This is a genomic window from Gemmobacter lanyuensis (assembly GCF_014652355.1).
Taxonomy (GTDB): domain Bacteria; phylum Pseudomonadota; class Alphaproteobacteria; order Rhodobacterales; family Rhodobacteraceae; genus Gemmobacter; species Gemmobacter lanyuensis.
This window is the reverse complement of record NZ_BMYQ01000001.1, coordinates 510,120-527,500: the sequence shown is the minus strand read 5'-3', so window position 1 is coordinate 527,500 and position 17,381 is coordinate 510,120. Positions and strand designations below refer to the sequence as shown.

Below are 17,381 nucleotides of genomic sequence, written 5' to 3'. Positions count from 1 at the left end.
CATCATGGACGATCTGAAATTCGGCAAGCGCAACAAGCGCGGCGATTGGGCGCCTGATGCCCATCTGGAAATTGCCCCCTTCTGGGCGTTGCCGCCGAACCCGCTCAAGGTTCTGGCCTGGCTGCCGGGGTATTTCCTGCCGTGGAACCTGCTTTTCGCGGCCTCGGCCGTGGTCTGGTGGCACTGGATCATCCCCGACCGGATGGTGATGCAGACGCTGGCTTGGGGCTGGGTGCTATGGCTTTTCGCGGTCAATGCGGCGGCGGTTTTCGTGTTCTACGGCCTGTTCGAGCTGCGGCTTTACGTGCAGCGCGGTCAGGGGACGCGGTTCAAATACAACGCCAAATGGCCGTCCGAGCAGCCGTCAGATGCCTTCTGGTTCCGCAGCCAGAATCTCGACAATTTTCTGCGCTGCTTTGGCGTGGGCCTGCCCAGCTGGACGGCAGTGCAGGTGGGCTTTCTTTATGCCTATGCCAATGGCTATGTGCCTTGGCTCTCATTCGCGGAAAACCCGGTTTATCTCGCGCTGGTGGCGCTGCTGGTGCCGGTGATCCATGAGGCGCATTTCTTCGTCATCCACCGGCTGATCCATATCGAGCCGCTCTATAAATGGGTCCATTCGGTGCACCACAATTCGGTGAACCCGTCGCCCTGGTCGTCGCTGTCGATGCATCCGGTAGAGGCGTTGGCCTATTTCGCCGTGGCGCTCTGGCATCTGGTGCTGCCGTCGAACCCGCTGCTCGCGCTCTATCAGTTGCATTACGCGGGCTTCGGCGCGGTCGTCGGCCATATCGGTTTCGACAAGATGGAGCTTGGCCCCGAGACGGCGATCGACAGCCATGCCTATGCCCACTACCTGCATCACAAGCATTTTGATGTGAATTTCGGTGACGGGCTTGTGCCTTTGGACAAGCTTTTCGGGTCTTGGCACGACGGTTCCCCGGAAGGAGAGCGCCGCATGCAGGCGCGTTACGAAAAGAAGAAGGCCCGCGCCAATGCGGCCGCCATCCGGAAAGGAGCCTGATCATGCCCTGGATCCCCGCCTGCAGCCTTGACAGCATCGAAAGCGAGGGTGTTGCCCGCTTCGACCACGCCGGCCGCACCTATGCCGTCTACCGCTCGGCCAGCGATGAGGTGTTCTGCACCGATGGTCTGTGCACGCATGAAGCCATCCATCTGTCGGATGGCATGGTGATGGATTATGAAATCGAATGCCCGAAACATTCCGGCGTTTTCGACATCCGCACCGGTGAGGCCAAGCGTCTGCCCGCCTGCGTGAACCTGCGCACCTATCCCGCGCGGCTGGACGGTGGCATGGTCGTGATCGACATCGGCTGATCCTTGCCGAAATTCCGGAAGGCCCGGCCTAAGCGCCGGGCCTTTTGCATTTTCCCGGCCCAAGCTTGCGCAAGATCAATGACGCCGCGCCGCAGCAGTGTTACGCTGCGCTGCATCATGATGATGGAGGTGAGGACATGACTGCGACGGACAAGATGGCCGCATGGATGAATCTGCCCAGCCTGGACGCGACGCTGCTGATGCGGCCGCAGGCGCGCATGGCCGAGGCGCTGCTGCGCCAGAACATCGAAATCCTCGGTTTCGTGAAAGACCGGATGGAACGCGACCGCGCCCTTTTGGCCGAACTCTCGACACTGCGCGATCCTGCTGCGGCCCTCAATCTCTGGTCGGAATTCTGGCAGCACGCGCTGAGCGATTATACTGCCGAAACCACCAAACTTGCGAAATCGGTGGGCGAAATTGCCGAACAGGCGATGCGTAACGCGGGTGAGGAAACTGCAGCTCTCGCCAAGGTGGCCACCGGCAAGGTGGGGTGATCCCATGAAAACCGGCCGACGGGGCGTGGCAGAGGCACCGCTGTCGGCCGCCCCCCAGCACGACCCTGAGAAACAGGCGGCGGAAGAGGCTTTCCGCACAATTGACCGGTTGTTCCATGCCCGCATGGGCCGCGCGGCGCTGGGGCTTTCGCCGCTCGCGCTGGGGCTCGCTTGGGCGGATTGGGCCGCCCATCTGGCGATCAGCCCCGGGAAACAGGCCGAACTCGCCTGGAAATTCGCGCGGAAATGGCAGCGCCTGACTGCGGCCACGTCTGGCGGCGATGGGGCGGGCGCCATTGCGCCCTTGAAACAGGACCGCCGTTTCCTTGACCCTGCTTGGCAGGCACAGCCCTTTGCAGCTTGGTCGCAGGGCTTTCTTCTGGCGCAGCAATGGTGGCACAATGCCACCACCGATGTGCCCGGCGTGGAGCGGCGGCATGAGCGGTTGGTGGAATTCTATGCGCGCCAATGGCTCGACATGGTGGCGCCCTCGAACTTCCCGCTGACGAACCCGCAGGTGCTGGCGCGCACACAGGCCGAATCCGGGCAGAACCTGATCCGCGGCGCGGGGTTCTGGCTGGAGGATATGGCCAGTTCCCTGACCGGGCAGCACCCCGCGCCCCAGCGCAAGCTGGGCCGCGATCTGGCCGCAACGCCGGGGCAGGTGGTCTATCGCAACCGTCTGATCGAGCTGATCCAGTACAGCCCCACCACCGCGCAGGTGCATCCCCTGCCGCTGCTGATCGTGCCGGCCTGGATCATGAAATATTACATCCTTGATCTTTCGGAGCAGGAGTCGCTCATCCGCTGGCTGGTCGGGCAGGGGTTCACCGTCTTCTGCATCTCGTGGAAGAACCCCGGCCCCGAAGACCGCGATCTTGGGTTTGAGGACTATCGCAAACTGGGCGTCATGGCCGCGCTCGATGCGGTGTCGGCGATCACCGGGGCGGCGCAGGTGCATGGTCTGGGCTATTGTCTGGGGGGGACGCTGCTGACGGTGGCCGCCGCCGCCATGGCGCGAGAGGGGGACCGGCGGCTCGCCTCGCTCAGCCTTCTGGCCGCGCAGGTCGACTTTACCGAGGCCGGGGAGCTCACGCTTTTCACCAGCGAGGCGCAGCTTGCCCTGCTCGACGACATGATGTGGCTCGACGGCTATCTCGACAAGACGGCGATGGCGGGGACCTTCTCGTTGCTGAAATCGCAGGATCTGATCTGGTCGCGCATGGTGCGGGAATATCTGCTGGGCGAACGCGACGGCGAAACCGACCTGGGGGATTGGAGCCGCGATGCCACGCGGATGCCCTGGCGCATGCATTCCGAATATCTGCGCCGGATGTTTCTGGACAATGACCTGGCCGAAGGGCGGATGGAGGCAGGCGGCGCACCGGTCTTTTTGCAAGACATCGACCTGCCGGTCTTCGCCGTAGCAACCGAGGCCGATCACATCGCGCCCTGGCATTCGGTCTTCAAGCTGACCTGGGCCTTGCCGGGTGAAGTGAGCTTTGCGCTGGTGTCCGGCGGGCATAACACCGGGATCGTCGCCGCGCCGGGCAATCCGCGCGCCTCGTTCCGGCTGATGCAGCATCGCCCCGGCGACCATCACCCCGCAGCCGAGGATTGGGCCGCCGCGACGCCGCGCCAAACCGGAAGCTGGTGGGCCCCCTGGGCTGACTGGCTGGTCCGACAGGACGGCGGCGCCCCCATCGCACCGCCCCCCATGGGCCGCGCCGATCTGGGCTATGCCCCGCTCGACCCCGCGCCGGGGCGCTATGTGCGGCAGGAATAGGAAAAGGCCAAGATTATGTGAAACCTGTCTTGCGCTTGGTCGCCCGTCGCGCTAAACGCCTGTTACCTCGAAGGAACGGCGGGTTGGCGGAGAGGTTACGCAGCGGATTGCAAATCCGTGAAGACCGGTTCGATTCCGGTACCCGCCTCCAGACTTCTCCAGATCCTTGTTTCGATGCACTTTTCCCCGGGCTTGCTTGACCGGGGTCTTTGGCGTCAGGTATGGGTCCGGCTTCGGTTGATAGGGGCAATCATGGCGCAGCGGCGGGTATTGGTGACAGGCGCAGGGGCGCCGGGCGGTATCGGCATCGCCGTGGCCCGTGCGCTTGCTGCGGCCGGGGATGCGGTGGCGATCTGCGCCACCTCCGCCCGCATCCATGACCGCGCCGCCGAATTGCGGGCCGAGGGGCTGGATGTCACCGCCCATATCGCCGATCTGACCGACCCGGCACAGGTGCTGCAGTTGCGCGATGCCGTCGGCCCGGTGTCGGTGCTGGTGAACAATGCCGGCATGGGCAGCCTTTCGCAGCCCGCCGAACAGACTGCCTTTACCGATCTGACCGAAGACGGCTGGCTGCGCGCAGTGGATGTCAGCCTGCACACCGCCTTTCGCGTGACCCATGCCTTCCTGCCCGCCATGCTGGCTGCGGGGTTTGGGCGGGTGGTGATGATGGCCTCTGTCACCGGGCCGCGTGTGTCGAACCCCGGTGAGGCAGCCTATTCCGCCGCCAAGGCCGGGATGGTCGGGCTGACCCATGCGCTTGCGCTCGAGGTCGCGCGGCAGGGCGTTACGGTCAATGCCGTGGCGCCGGGCTGGATTGCGACCGAGGCCTCAACCCCCGAAGAACTGCGCGCCGCCGCCGCGACGCCGCCGGGCCGCGCCGGAACCCCGGCCGAGGTCGCGGCCTGCGTCCGCTTTCTGGCTTCGGCCGAGGCCGCTTATGTCAATGGAACCACCCTTGTCGTCGATGGCGGCAATACTTTGCAGGAGCGTAAGGCATGACACCCGCCGCCCGCCTTTCCGCCGCCATGGCCATTCTGGACCGCATTCTGGGCGGCACGCCCGCCGAACAGGCGCTGGTCAACTGGGCGCGGGCCAGCCGCTTTGCCGGTTCGGGTGACCGCAATGCCATCCGTGATCTGGTGTTTGATGCGCTGCGGTGCCGTCGCAGCCATGCGGTGCTGGGCGGGGGCGAAACCGGGCGCGGGCTGATCCTTGGCGGTTTGCGAACCGCGGGCGTGGACCCCGCGCCGCTCTTTACCGGTGAAGGCCACGCGCCGGCACCCATTGGACCAGAAGACGCTGGGGCTGCGCCGACGGGGGCTGCCGCGCTCGATTTGCCCGACTGGATTTTTCCTCAGTTGCAACAAGACCTTGGCGATGATTTGGCGCCGATTGCCGCGGCGATGCGCCACCGCGCGCCCGTGTTCCTGCGGGTGAATCGTGCGCGCAGCACGCGCGAGGCTGTGCAGGCCGAACTGGCAGCGGAAGGTGTGGAGACCCGCCCCCATCCGCTGGCCGAAACCGCGCTTGAGGTGATGACGAACCCCCGCAAGGTGCAGACGCTGGCCGCCTTTACCGAGGGTCGGGTCGAGCTGCAGGACGCCGCCTCTCAGGCCGTGGTCGAGGCGCTGCCGCTGACCGAGGGTATGAGGGTGCTGGATTATTGCGCCGGGGGTGGGGGCAAGACGCTCGCCATGGCGGGGCGCGCGAAATTGCGGCTGTTTGCCCATGATGCCGATCCGCGGCGGATGCGCGATCTGCCAGCCCGCGCGACACGCGCCGGGGTGCGTGTGACCCTGTCCCAAAGCGCCGATCTGGACCGGCAGGCACCGTTTGATCTGGTCTTGACCGATGTGCCCTGTTCCGGGTCGGGCAGTTGGCGCCGCGCGCCCGAGGGGAAATGGCTGATCACCCCCGAAAAGCTTGAAAATCTCCTGAAGATTCAATCTGATATTCTGGACCGCGCCGCAGGTCTGGTGCGGGCGGGGGGATGGCTTGGCTATGCGACCTGTTCGCTGCTGACGGCTGAAAACCGCGGTCAGATTGACGCCTTTCTGGCCCGGCAGCCGGGCTGGAGCCTGCACCAGGATCGGCGTCTGACGCCGCTGGACGGTGGCGATGGCTTTTATGTCGCGGTGCTGCAGAGAAACACCTAAAGGTTGAATGATCTGCGCGGATTTTTCAGGATGCCATTAACGGGCAATTAACCTTTTCAAGGCGCAATGGCCCCGGATGGTATCAGGAGGCCGAGGCATGGCGGGCACCCCCGCAGATTCGCGCGCGAACCCCCGGGGGGGCGGCTGGACCTCGGCCGTGGTGACGGCGGCCCAGGGGGTTTCCGGTCAGATCGGTCTGCTTCTGGGGGCGGTGATGATCGCGGTGGCGGCCATGCTGCTGACGGATGACGCTGCGCTGCGCCATGCCGCAGCACTGACCGGGCTGACGCTGTGCCTGCTCATTCTGGTCGTGCGCGGCATTGTCATGGCCGACCACTGGGCGCAATTGCGCCAGACACGGGTCATGGCTGCGCTCATGGGGCAGGACAACAGCCCCTGTTTCACCACCGACCGGTCGGGCCGGATCGGCTACCAGAACCCTGCGGCAGAGGCGCGGTTTGGTCGGCGTGACGGCCTGACCCTGATGGCGACGCTGCAGGATCATTTCGCCAGCCCCGCATCCACCCTTTACCGGCTGCAGAACCGGGCGCTGTTGCAAGGCGCCGCACGCGAAGATGTGGTGACACGTCAGGGGCACATGCGGCTCTGCGTGCATCGGATCGGGACGCGTCGGTTTCTGTGGCGGCTTGATGAGTTTCAGGATCGGACGGGGGCAGGGCGCGGTGCTGAAAATCTCAGCCTGCCCATGCTGGTGGCCAACAAGGCCGGTGTCATCCTGTTCAGCAATGAGGCGCTGCGCCGTCTGGTGGGGGGCAGGCCGCGCCACCTGGACCGAATCTTTGCAACCCTTCCGCTCCGATCGGGCGAAGAGGTGCAGGTTTCGGCCCTTGATGGTCCGGTGCGCGCCATTCTGGCCGAGGTCGAGGGTCCAGGCGAGCGGAGGGAGATCTATCTGCTGCCATTGCCCCCCAGCATGGCAAGCGACAGCGCCTTGACAGATTTCGAACATGTGCCGGTCGCCTTGATCAAGTTCGCGGGCGACGGTCGCCTGCGCATTGCCAACCGGGCCGCGCGCGAAGCGCTCGACCTTTCATCTGAAGCCACGCCAGACATCCGCGACCTGTTCGAAGGCCTCGGACGGTCTGTCAGCGACTGGCTGGGCGATGTCCTGGCCGAACGCATCCCGGCAGGAGCCGAAGTGCTGCGTCTGCGCCAGGCCGAGGCGGATGTTTTCTACCAGGTCCATTTGCGTCGCATTGTCGAGGCCGGACGCCCCAGTATCCTTGCCGTGCTGAATGATGCCACGGCCCTCAAGACGCTTGAGGCGCAGTTTGTCCAAAGCCAGAAAATGCAGGCCATCGGCCAGCTCGCAGGGGGCGTTGCACATGATTTCAACAACCTGCTGACCGCGATTTCGGGCCATTGTGACCTGCTTCTTCTGCGCCATGACCGCAATGATCCGGAATATGCCGATCTGGTGCAGATCCATCAGAACGCCAACCGTGCAGCAAGTCTGGTGGGGCAATTGCTGGCCTTTTCGCGCAAGCAGACGCTCAAACCCGAAAGGTTGGACCTTGAGGACGTGCTGGCCGACCTGACCCATCTTCTCAATCGACTGGTCGGCGAACGCATTACCTTGCGCCTCGCCCATGCGCCTGATCTGGGGGCGATCCGCGCCGATCGGCGGCAGCTGGAACAGGTGGTGATGAACCTCGTGGTCAATGCCCGTGACGCCATGCCCGAGGGCGGCACGATCCGGATCGAGACCGAGGCGCTGACCTTGAAAGAGGATTTGCGGCGGGACCGGGCGCTGGTTCCGGCCGGGGATTATGCCGTGATCCGGGTGCTGGATACCGGCTGCGGCATCCCGCCCGAGCGGCTTCAAAAGGTGTTTGAACCTTTCTTCACCACAAAACGCGTGGGCGAGGGCACGGGTCTCGGCCTTTCAACGGCTTATGGCATCGTCAAACAGTCCGGCGGCTTCATCTTCGTGGACAGTGAAATCGGGCTTGGCACGGTCTTTCACCTCTATTTTCCGATCCATTCCCTACCGGCCGAGGCCCCCGCACCTGTGGCAAGCCGAAGACCGCCCCCGCGCAAGGGCGATGGAGGCGTTGTGCTTCTGGTCGAGGATGAGGCGCCGGTTCGCGCCTTTGCCTCACGCGCGCTGCGGATGCGCGGCTATACCGTGCTTGAGGCGGACAGCGCCGAGGCGGCGCTTGCGACGCTTGAAGACGAGGCATTGGAGGTTGACGTGTTTGTCACGGACGTGGTGATGCCCGGTATGGACGGGCCAAGCTGGGTGCGACAGGCGCTGGAGCGGCGCCCGAACGTGCGGGTTATCTTTGTCTCCGGCTATGCCGAAGACTGTCTGAGCGACATGCAGGTCCGGGTGCCGAACGCAGTTTTCCTGCCCAAGCCGTTTTCGTTGACAGATCTTACCGAAACCGTGCAGGGGCAATTGCACTGAGGCAGTATCAGCCCCCCGCCTGACAGAGCCGGTCGTAGAGCTCAAAATCCTTTGCCGCGAACTTGCGCAGCTTGCGCTCGGTTTCGGGCGCAAGATCAAGCGAGGCCGCGGGCGAGACATTCAGCCGTGGCAGGATGATCTCGCAATTCAAACGGTCTTCGAGGAAATTGATCAGATCTTCGATTTTTTCATAACGGAACAGGTGGTCGAGTCCCTTCTCGATGCCCTTTTCCGTTTTTGGCGCCAGAAACTGCGCCTGCGCGCCCACGTTCACGGCCGGTGGCGGATCGTCCGAACAGTAAAGGCGGACGAATTCGTCAAAGCTCATCCCCACCGTGCTTTTGCGGTCGTCGCCCATATCCTCGCGCTGGCGGTAGCGATACCAGCTGCCCAGCCAGCCGACGGGTTCGCGCATGGTGGCGATTACGGTGAAGGGGCCCCCGGCGACGCTTTCCAGCCAGGGCGCGATGAAGCGGTGATACTTGCGCACCGAAGCATGCTTGAGCTGCGGCGGACGCTGGATTGCAACATGGGCCATCGATTCGAGCGCCGATTCGATGGCGGTGGTCCCGGTCTTCGGAGTGGCCAGCATGGTCAGTCGCTGATGCCAGAAAACGAGCATTTCCGCCTCTTTCCCATTTTTCGGGGTCTGCTGCCCCGCGCGTAAACTATCTATTAACCCAAAGATGAAAAAGCTGAATTTGTGCAGAAATGAGTTGATTTGTTCCCCTTTTGATCTCATATAATTGGAACAAGTGAAGAACATCACGCGGCGGATGCGAAGATTGCTCCTCGGCGGCGGCTATGGGATAAGGACCCCGGTATGGCGACGGCAACTCTCTTCGACCTGAACGGAAAGCGCGACATGGACAAGCAGAAGGCGCTGGAAAGCGCACTGGCACAGATCGAACGTCAGTTCGGCAAGGGCTCGATCATGAAACTCGGGGCGAATACCTCCGCGATGGAGATCGAGGCCACCTCGACCGGTTCGCTGGGGCTGGATATCGCGCTGGGGATTGGGGGGCTGCCCAAGGGCCGCATCGTCGAGATCTACGGGCCGGAAAGCTCGGGCAAGACCACGCTCACGCTGCATGTGGTGGCGGAAGAGCAGAAAAAGGGCGGCGTCTGCGCCTTTGTCGACGCCGAACACGCGCTCGATCCGCAATATGCGCGCAAGTTGGGCGTGAATCTCGATGAGCTGCTGATCAGCCAGCCCGATACGGGCGAACAGGCGCTGGAGATCGTTGATACGCTGGTGCGTTCGGGGGCGGTCAGCCTTGTTGTGGTCGACTCGGTCGCGGCGCTGACGCCCAAGGCCGAGATCGAGGGCGATATGGGCGATGCCACCGTCGGCGCCCAGGCCCGTCTGATGAGCCAGGCGATGCGGAAGCTCACCGCTTCGATCGGCCGGTCGAACTGCATGGTCATCTTCATCAACCAGATCCGCATGAAGATCGGCGTGATGTTCGGCAGCCCCGAAACCACCACCGGCGGCCATGCGCTGAAATTCTACGCCTCGGTGCGTCTGGACATCCGTCGCACCGGCTCGATCAAGGACCGGGATGAGGTCGTGGGCAATACGACCCGCGTCAAGGTCGTGAAGAACAAGGTCGCGCCGCCCTTCAAGCAGGTCGAATTCGACATCATGTATGGCGAGGGCATCTCGAAAACCGGCGAGCTGATCGATATCGGCGTCAAGGCCGGTGTGGTCGAGAAATCGGGCAGTTGGTATTCCTATGGTGATGAGCGCATCGGTCAGGGGCGCGAGAACGCAAAGAACTTCCTCAAAGCAAATCCGGCCACCGCGCTGGAGATCGAGGACAAGATCCGCGCCGCCAATGGGCTCGACTTCCATATGAGCGAGTCAGGGTCGGACGACGAAGTTCTCGACATGTGATCAAATTGATCCTAAGCCTTGGAAATCTAAGGGCGCCCATGGGCGCCCTTTTTCATGGAAATCCGCCGCGAAGGTGGACAGCGCCGGGTTGGGCCGTTAAACGGGACGGGATTGCAGAACGCCCGCGCGGCGCACTTCGGAGCCCGTCCCCATGCCGTCGTTGAACGACATCCGATCGACCTTCCTCGACTACTTCAAGCGCAACGGCCATACGGTCGTCGATTCCAGTCCGCTGGTGCCGCGCAATGACCCGACGCTGATGTTCACCAATTCGGGCATGGTGCAGTTCAAGAACTGCTTCACCGGGGTGGAAAAGCGCGACTACGTCCGCGCGACCACGGCGCAGAAATGTGTCCGCGCCGGGGGCAAGCACAATGACCTCGACAATGTGGGCTATACCGCGCGCCACCACACTTTCTTTGAAATGCTGGGGAACTTCTCTTTCGGCGATTACTTCAAGGAAGGCGCGATCAATTTCGCCTGGGAACTGCTGACCAAGGACTTCGGCCTGCCGAAGGACAAGCTGCTGGTCACCGTCTATCACACCGATGACGAGGCGGCCGAGATCTGGAAAAAGGTGACCGGCTTTGCCGATCACAGGATCATCCGCATCCCGACCAAGGACAATTTCTGGCAGATGGGCCCGACCGGCCCCTGCGGCCCCTGCACCGAGATCTTCTATGATCACGGCGACCATATCTGGGGCGGCCCGCCCGGCAGCGCCGATGAAGATGGCGACCGCTTCATCGAGATCTGGAACAACGTCTTCATGCAGAACGAGCAGTTCGAAGACGGCTCGATGCGTGAACTGGACATGCAGTCGATCGACACCGGCATGGGGCTGGAGCGGATCGGCGCCCTGCTGCAGGGCAAGCATGACAACTACGACACCGATCTGATGCGGAGCCTGATCGAGGCCTCGGCACATCTCACCTCGAACGACCCCGACGGGCCGGGCAAGGTGCATCACCGCGTCGTGGCCGATCACCTGCGCTCGACTTCGTTCCTGATTGCCGATGGGGTCATGCCCTCGAATGACGGGCGCGGCTATGTGCTGCGGCGGATCATGCGCCGCGCCATGCGCCACCTGAACATGCTGGGCGTGCAGGACGTGGCCATGTACAAGCTGGTGCCTGCGCTGGTGCGCCAGATGGGCACGGCCTACCCCGAGCTGCAGCAGGCCCAGGGCCTGATCGAAGAGACGCTGCGCCTGGAAGAGACCAAGTTCCGCACCACGCTGGACCGCGGCCTCAAGCTGTTGGACGAAGAGCTTTCGGGCCTTGAAGAAGGCGCCGACCTGCCGGGCGCCGCGGCCTTCAAGCTCTATGATACCTATGGCTTCCCGCTTGACCTGACGCAGGATGCGCTGCGCGAAAAGGGCCGGGCCGTGGATGTCGCGGGCTTTGACGCCGCGATGGAAGAGCAGCGCGCCAAGGCGCGGGCCTCCTGGGCCGGGACGGGTGAGGCGAAAGACGCCAAGATCTGGTTCGAGCTGGCCGATGCCCATGGCGCGACCGAATTCCTCGGCTATGACGGCGAAGTGGCCGAGGGCCAGATCCTCGCAATCGTCAAGGACGGCGCCGCCATCGGGTCTTCCGATGAGGCGAAAGGCGCGATCGTCAATGTCGTCGTGAACCAGACGCCGTTCTACGCCGAAAGCGGTGGTCAGGTCGGCGATCAGGGCTGGATCCGCACCGATACCGGCCTTGCCCGCATCACCGATACTCGCAAGGCCGCGGGCGTCTTCTATCATGTGGCCGAAGTCACCGAAGGCGCGATCATCAAGGGCCAGCCCGCCAAGCTGGAGCTGGACCACGGTCGTCGGCAATCGATCCGCGCGAACCACTCGGCCACGCACCTTCTGAACGAGGCGCTGCGCCGCATTCTGGGCGATCACGTCGCACAGCGCGGCTCGCTCAATGCGGCGGATCGTCTGCGCTTCGACTTTGCCCATTCCAAGGCGCTTTCGGCCGAAGAGCTGAAATCGGTCGAAGATGAGGTCAACGCCTTCATCCGCCAGAATGGCGCAGTGGAAACGCGGATCATGTCGCCCGATGATGCCCGTGCGCTTGGCGCCCAGGCCCTGTTTGGTGAGAAATATGGCGAGGAAGTCCGCGTCGTCTCGATGGGCCGCCTGTCGGGATCGGGCAAAGGCACCGATGGACACACCTATTCGATCGAGCTTTGCGGTGGCACCCATGTGCGCCAGCTGGGCGAGATCGGTGCCTTCGTGCTACTGTCGGACAGCGCCTCGTCCTCGGGCGTGCGCCGGATTGAAGCCCTGACCGGCGAGGCCGCGTTGGCACATGCCGCTGAACAGTCGCGGCTCTTGGCCGATGTCGCTGCGGTGCTGAAGGTGCCGCCGGCCGAGCTGGCCGACCGTGCCAAGGCGCTGCTTGACGAACGCAAGAAGCTGGAGAACGAAGTGGTGCAGCTGCGCCGCGAGCTGGCGATGGGCGGCAAATCGGGTGGTCCCGAAGCCAAGGAGATCAATGGTATCAAGTTCATCGCGCAGGTCCTGACGGGCGTCTCGGGCAAGGATCTGCCGGGCCTTATCGATGAAATGAAGGCGCGGATCGGCTCGGGCGCGGTGCTGCTCATTGCGGATACCGGGGCAAAGCCTGCGGTGGCGGCCGGGGTCACGGGCGATCTGACCGACCGTCTGTCCGCGGTGACGCTGGTCAAGGCCGCGGCCGAGGCGCTTGGCGGCAAGGGCGGCGGCGGCCGTCCCGACATGGCACAGGCAGGCGGCACGGATATCGCCGGTGCCGATGCGGCGATTGCGGCGGCCGAAGCCGCACTGGGGGCCTGAGATGGCCACCGCGCTCTGGATCGCGAATGTCCATGTGACCGACGCCGAAGCCTATGGCAAATATGCCGCGGGCGCGACGGCGGCCATCGCCGCGCATGGCGGGGTCTTCCTCGCCCGCGGCGGCCGCTATGTGCAGCTTGAAGGCAATGACCGTTCGCGCAATGTGGTGGCCCGCTTCCCCTCGGTCGAGACGGCGGTGGCCTGCTACAACAGCGCCGAATATCAGGCGGCTTTGTCCCACGCCAAAGGGGCCAGCATCCGCGACCTTGTGGTCGTCGAAGAGGTCGAGTGAAACCATCCCAAAGGCCGCGCTTCCCGCGCGGCCTTTGTCTTTACAGGGGCAGGGCCGTGGTGTCCTTGATCTCTTCCATCACGAAACTGGCCGAGACGTCATGCAGATCGATGCGCGAGATCAGATCGCGGTAAAGCCGGTCATAGGCGCCCACATCGGCAACGCGCGCGCGGATCATGTAATCCAGCTCGCCCGTCATGCGGTAGACGCCCAGGATTTCGGGCATGTCGCGGGTGACCTGGCTGAACCGTTCCAGCCAATCGGGGCTGTGCCGCCCGGCCTTGATCAGCATGAAGACCGTGAGGCCAAGGCCAAGCTTTTCCGGATCCAGCAGGCCGACACGCGCGCGGATGATCCCTGCTTCCTCCAAAGCGCGCACCCGCCGCCAGACCGCATTGCGCGACAGTCCCACATCCGCCCCGAGATCTTCCAGCGAGCGCGCACAATCGCGCTGCAGGATTTTCAGAAGGCGGCGATCCAGATGGTCAAGTTTCTCCATATCTTGCAGTCTTGTGGGAAAATCGCGTGCGGGCAAGCCGCTTTCCCGCTTAATCCGGTCTTCATTTCTCCGTTACATGATTTAGACTGCAGTGCAGAAACGCTGAAGGAAGGCGGGCAGGCATGACGGACGCAGGCAAACCGGCACGGGCCGGAAGGGGGCATTGATGTGCCGCTGGGCCGCCTATATCGGCGCACCGATCTTTCTGGAGGATATCGTCAGCCGCCCCGGCCATTCGCTGATCCGGCAGAGCCATTGCGCCACCGAATGCCGCACCAGCATCAATGCCGACGGCTTCGGCATTGCCTGGTATGGCGACAAGGCCGAACCCGGCCTCTACCGCGATGTCATGCCGGCCTGGAGCGATCCGAACCTCCGCAGCCTTGTGGCCACCGTGCGCTCGGGCCTGTTCCTCGCCCATGTCCGCGCCTCGACCGGGACAGCGACCAGCCGCAACAACTGCCACCCCTTCACCAAGGGCAATTGGAGCTTCATGCATAACGGTCAGGTCGGCGGCTATGACCAGTTCCGCCGCAATGCCGATATGCTGATCCCCGATGACCTTTACCCCCATCGCAAGGGCGCGACCGACAGCGAGGCGCTGTTTCTGGTGGCGCTGGCCGAGGGGCTGGATGCCGATCCGCGCGGCGCGATGGAGCGCGCGGCGGCCGCCTTCATCCGGTTGGCCCGGGAAAAGGGTGAGGCCCCGCATCTGCGTCTGACCGTGGCCATGTCGGATGGCGCGCGGCTTTATGCGATGCGCTATGCGACGGATGATCACGCACCCACGCTGTATCATCGCTGGTCGGACACGCGCATGGGCCGGGCTGTGGTTTCAGAGCCGCTGGAGACGGGCGAAGGCGACTGGCTGGAAATCCCGCCCTCAAGCTTTTGCACCTTCGAAGGCGACAGCGTCACCGTTGATCCCTTTCTGCCTTGCCGTCTCGCTGCGGCCGCCTAGGAAAAGGTGGGGGCTGTCTGCCCCCACGGCCTTCGGCCTTCCCCCGAGGATATTTTTGCCAAGATGAAATGGAAAACGCCGCGGCGGGATCATCCCACGCGGCGCATCCGTTTTCATCTTGGTCCAAATATCCCGGGGGGTGCGGGGGGCTGGCCCCCCGCGGGCGCGGGATCAGCCTTCGGCGCGCGACTGGCGCTTGCGCTCATGCGGGTCCAGCTCGCGTTTGCGCAGGCGGACGATCTTCGGCGTGACCTCGACCAGTTCGTCGTCATCGATATAGGCGATGGCTTCTTCCAGGCTCATACGGACCGGGGGCGTCAGGCGGACGGCTTCGTCCGTACCGCTGGCGCGGACGTTGGTCAGCTTCTTGCCCTTCAGCGGGTTCACTTCCAGGTCGTTGTCGCGCGAATGTTCGCCGATCAGCATGCCGACATAGACCGCTTCCTGCGCGCCGATGAAGAGCTTGCCGCGCTCTTCCAGGTTCCAGAGCGCATAGGCCACCGAGGTACCATTTTCCATCGAGATCAGCACGCCCTGACGACGGCCTTGGATCGGGCCCTTGTGCGGGACCCAGCCGTGGAAAATGCGGTTCAGCACGCCCGTGCCGCGGGTGTCGGTCAGGAATTGCCCGTGGTAGCCGATCAGGCCGCGCGACGGCACATGGGCCACGATGCGGGTCTTGCCGACGCCGGCGGGCTTCATCTCGGCCAGCTCGCCCTTGCGTTCGCCGGTCAGCTTGTCGATCACGGCGCCGGAATATTCATCATCCACATCGACGATGACTTCTTCGACCGGTTCCATGCGGACGCCGTTTTCTTCGCGGAAGATCACGCGCGGGCGCGAGATCGACAGTTCGAAGCCTTCGCGGCGCATGTTTTCGATCAGCACGCCCATCTGAAGTTCGCCGCGGCCCGAGACGATGAAGGCTTCGCCGCCGGGGGTGTCTTCGACCTTGATCGCGACGTTGACCTCGGATTCCTTCATCAGCCGTTCGCGGATGACGCGCGACTGCACCTTGTTGCCGTCACGGCCGGCGAGCGGGCTGTCGTTGATGCCGAAGGTGACCGAGATGGTCGGCGGGTCGATGGGCTGGGCGGGCAGCGGCACGTCGATCGAAAGATCGCAGAGCGTGTCGGCCACGGTCGCCTTGGTCATCCCGGCGAGCGTCACGATATCGCCTGCGGTGGCTTCCTCGATCGGGGTCTGGCTCAGACCACGGAAGGCGAGGATCTTGGTCACGCGGAACTGCTCGATCCGGTCGCCGGTGCGCGACAGCGCCTTGAGCGAGGCGCCCACCTTGATGGTGCCCGATTCCACGCGGCCCGTCAGGATGCGCCCGATGAACGGGTCGGCCGACAGCGTAGTCGCCAGCATCTGGAAGGGTTCCTCCGCGCGGGCAAGCTGCTTCGGCGCCGGCACATGGCGCACGATCAAGTCGAACAGCGCCGTCAGGTCCTTGCGCGGGCCATCAAGGCTTTCATCCGCCCAGCCCGAACGCCCCGAAGCGTAGAGATGCGGGAAATCCAGCTGTTCGTCATTGGCGCCGAGGTTGGCGAAAAGGTCAAAGACCTCATCCAGCGCGCGATCGGGTTCGGCGTCGGGTTTGTCGACCTTGTTCAGCACCACGATCGGACGCAGGCCAAGCGCCAGCGCTTTCGACGTCACGAATTTCGTTTGCGGCATCGGGCCTTCGGCGGCGTCCACCAGCAGCACCACGCCATCCACCATGTTCAGGATGCGCTCGACCTCACCGCCGAAATCGGCGTGGCCGGGGGTATCGACGATGTTGATGCGGGTATTGCCGTGTTCGACGCTGGTGCATTTCGCAAGGATCGTGATCCCGCGTTCGCGCTCGATGTCGTTGCTGTCCATCGCGCGTTCGCTGACGGCCTGATTTTCGCGGAAGGCGCCGGACTGTTTCAGCAGCTCGTCCACAAGGGTGGTCTTGCCGTGGTCAACGTGCGCGATGATCGCGATGTTGCGAAGCTCCATCGGAGGGGTCTCTTTCACTACCTAGATATGGCCCGCGCCTTACAGGAGCGGAGGGGGAAAGGCCAGTGAAACCTTCATTACAGGCGCGCAGAGGCGACATACCAGTCGCGCCGGTGGTTCATGGCCACGATGAAATTGAGGATGGCGGCCCCCAGAAGCGACCACATCACGCGGTCGGGGGGCAGGATGGTCAGGGCGACGGCAAAGACCGCGAGGTCAAAGCCCAGCTGCACCCAGCCCGCGCGGATGCCCATGCGGTCTTGCAGGATGACCGCGATGATCGACACGCCGCCGAGGCTGGAGGCATGGCGGAAAAGGCCCAGAAGCCCCACGCCCGCGACCACGCCGAACAGCACTGCCGCCACGCCGGGGTGAATGCCTTCGACCGGGACGAAGGGCGCCATCGCCTCGGCCAGAGCGGAAACCGCGGTGACGGCGGCGAAGCTTTTGAGGGTGAAGGCCAGCCCCTTGCGGGCATAGGCAAAGGCGTAAAACGGCAGATTGATGCAGAAGAACACAAGGCCAAAGCCCCAGCCCGTCGCATAGGCCAGCAGCAGGGCGACGCCCGCTGTGCCGCCCGTGACCAGCCCCGCCGCGCGCAGCAGATGGATGCCGAGCGCTGCCTCGATGGCGGCGACGGTCAGGCCCTGGGCGTCCTCGAACAGGGAGTAGGTCGGGGGTGATTTAAGGTCAGCATCCATGACCTTCTTTTGCCGC

The 17,381-nt window shown here is 64.0% G+C and carries 15 protein-coding genes and 1 tRNA gene; 12 read left to right on the top strand and 4 right to left on the bottom strand.

The window, feature by feature from the left end; genetic code table 11:
• Nucleotides 1-4: 4 nt before the first annotated feature.
• The 8 genes from IE101_RS02575 (at nucleotide 5) to IE101_RS02540 (ending at nucleotide 8,211) form a co-directional block, all read left to right on the top strand.
• Entirely contained in the window at nucleotides 5-1,024 is a 1,020-nt protein-coding gene (locus tag IE101_RS02575) for a sterol desaturase family protein (RefSeq protein WP_189632218.1), read from the top strand.
• Between the two features lie 2 nt (nucleotides 1,025-1,026).
• A complete protein-coding gene (locus IE101_RS02570) occupies nucleotides 1,027-1,338 on the top strand; it encodes a MocE family 2Fe-2S type ferredoxin (protein WP_189632217.1) in 312 nt (103 codons plus the stop codon).
• A gap of 137 nt (nucleotides 1,339-1,475) precedes the next feature.
• Nucleotides 1,476-1,835 (top strand): phasin family protein, encoded by a 360-nt coding sequence (locus IE101_RS02565; protein WP_189632216.1) that lies wholly within the window; start codon nucleotides 1,476-1,478, stop codon nucleotides 1,833-1,835.
• Between the two features lie 4 nt (nucleotides 1,836-1,839).
• Nucleotides 1,840-3,621, top strand: coding sequence for a PHA/PHB synthase family protein (locus IE101_RS02560; protein WP_189632215.1), 1,782 nt, complete (start codon nucleotides 1,840-1,842; stop codon nucleotides 3,619-3,621).
• A gap of 77 nt (nucleotides 3,622-3,698) precedes the next feature.
• Nucleotides 3,699-3,772 (top strand) — tRNA-Cys (locus IE101_RS02555).
• Nucleotides 3,773-3,873: 101 nt separating this feature from the next.
• On the top strand, nucleotides 3,874-4,623 hold the full coding sequence (locus IE101_RS02550) for an SDR family NAD(P)-dependent oxidoreductase (RefSeq protein WP_189632214.1): 750 nt from the start codon (nucleotides 3,874-3,876) through the stop codon (nucleotides 4,621-4,623).
• Nucleotides 4,620-5,780 (top strand): RsmB/NOP family class I SAM-dependent RNA methyltransferase, encoded by a 1,161-nt coding sequence (locus tag IE101_RS02545; RefSeq protein WP_189632213.1) that lies wholly within the window; start codon nucleotides 4,620-4,622, stop codon nucleotides 5,778-5,780. Before IE101_RS02550 ends, IE101_RS02545 begins: the two co-directional genes overlap by 4 nt.
• 97 nt (nucleotides 5,781-5,877) lie before the next feature.
• Nucleotides 5,878-8,211, top strand: a complete 2,334-nt coding sequence (locus IE101_RS02540) for a hybrid sensor histidine kinase/response regulator (RefSeq protein WP_189632212.1) — start codon at nucleotides 5,878-5,880, stop codon at nucleotides 8,209-8,211.
• A gap of 7 nt (nucleotides 8,212-8,218) precedes the next feature.
• Here IE101_RS02540 and IE101_RS02535 read toward each other — a convergent pair whose 3' ends face one another.
• Nucleotides 8,219-8,833: a hypothetical protein gene (locus tag IE101_RS02535; protein WP_189632211.1), complete on the bottom strand. Its 615-nt coding sequence runs from the start codon at nucleotides 8,831-8,833 to the stop codon at nucleotides 8,219-8,221.
• Between the two features lie 201 nt (nucleotides 8,834-9,034).
• On the opposite strand from IE101_RS02535, the gene recA reads away from it, so the two are divergent.
• From recA to IE101_RS02520, 3 genes are all read left to right on the top strand, one after another.
• Nucleotides 9,035-10,108 carry a recombinase RecA gene (recA, locus tag IE101_RS02530; protein WP_189632210.1) on the top strand — a complete coding sequence of 358 codons (1,074 nt, stop codon included), beginning with the start codon at nucleotides 9,035-9,037 and terminating at the stop codon, nucleotides 10,106-10,108.
• A gap of 151 nt (nucleotides 10,109-10,259) precedes the next feature.
• Entirely contained in the window at nucleotides 10,260-12,920 is a 2,661-nt protein-coding gene (alaS, locus tag IE101_RS02525) for an alanine--tRNA ligase (protein ID WP_189632209.1), read from the top strand.
• Between the two features lies 1 nt (nucleotide 12,921).
• The gene (locus IE101_RS02520; RefSeq protein ID WP_189632208.1) at nucleotides 12,922-13,212 is read left to right on the top strand and encodes a DUF1330 domain-containing protein; all 291 of its coding nucleotides are present in this window, start codon (nucleotides 12,922-12,924) and stop codon (nucleotides 13,210-13,212) included.
• A gap of 40 nt (nucleotides 13,213-13,252) precedes the next feature.
• Here the strand turns inward: IE101_RS02520 and IE101_RS02515 are convergent, their stop codons facing one another.
• On the bottom strand, nucleotides 13,253-13,711 hold the full coding sequence (locus tag IE101_RS02515; RefSeq protein WP_189632207.1) for an Lrp/AsnC family transcriptional regulator: 459 nt from the start codon (nucleotides 13,709-13,711) through the stop codon (nucleotides 13,253-13,255).
• A gap of 166 nt (nucleotides 13,712-13,877) precedes the next feature.
• Between IE101_RS02515 and IE101_RS02510 the strand changes: the two genes are divergently transcribed.
• The gene (locus IE101_RS02510; RefSeq protein WP_189632206.1) at nucleotides 13,878-14,672 is read left to right on the top strand and encodes a class II glutamine amidotransferase; all 795 of its coding nucleotides are present in this window, start codon (nucleotides 13,878-13,880) and stop codon (nucleotides 14,670-14,672) included.
• 171 nt (nucleotides 14,673-14,843) lie between these two features.
• Here IE101_RS02510 and typA read toward each other — a convergent pair whose 3' ends face one another.
• Both typA and IE101_RS02500 read right to left on the bottom strand, forming a co-directional pair.
• On the bottom strand, nucleotides 14,844-16,664 hold the full coding sequence (gene typA, locus IE101_RS02505; RefSeq protein ID WP_189632205.1) for a translational GTPase TypA: 1,821 nt from the start codon (nucleotides 16,662-16,664) through the stop codon (nucleotides 14,844-14,846).
• A gap of 77 nt (nucleotides 16,665-16,741) precedes the next feature.
• On the bottom strand, nucleotides 16,742-17,365 hold the full coding sequence (locus IE101_RS02500) for a YitT family protein (RefSeq protein ID WP_189632204.1): 624 nt from the start codon (nucleotides 17,363-17,365) through the stop codon (nucleotides 16,742-16,744).
• Nucleotides 17,366-17,381: the final 16 nt, after the last annotated feature.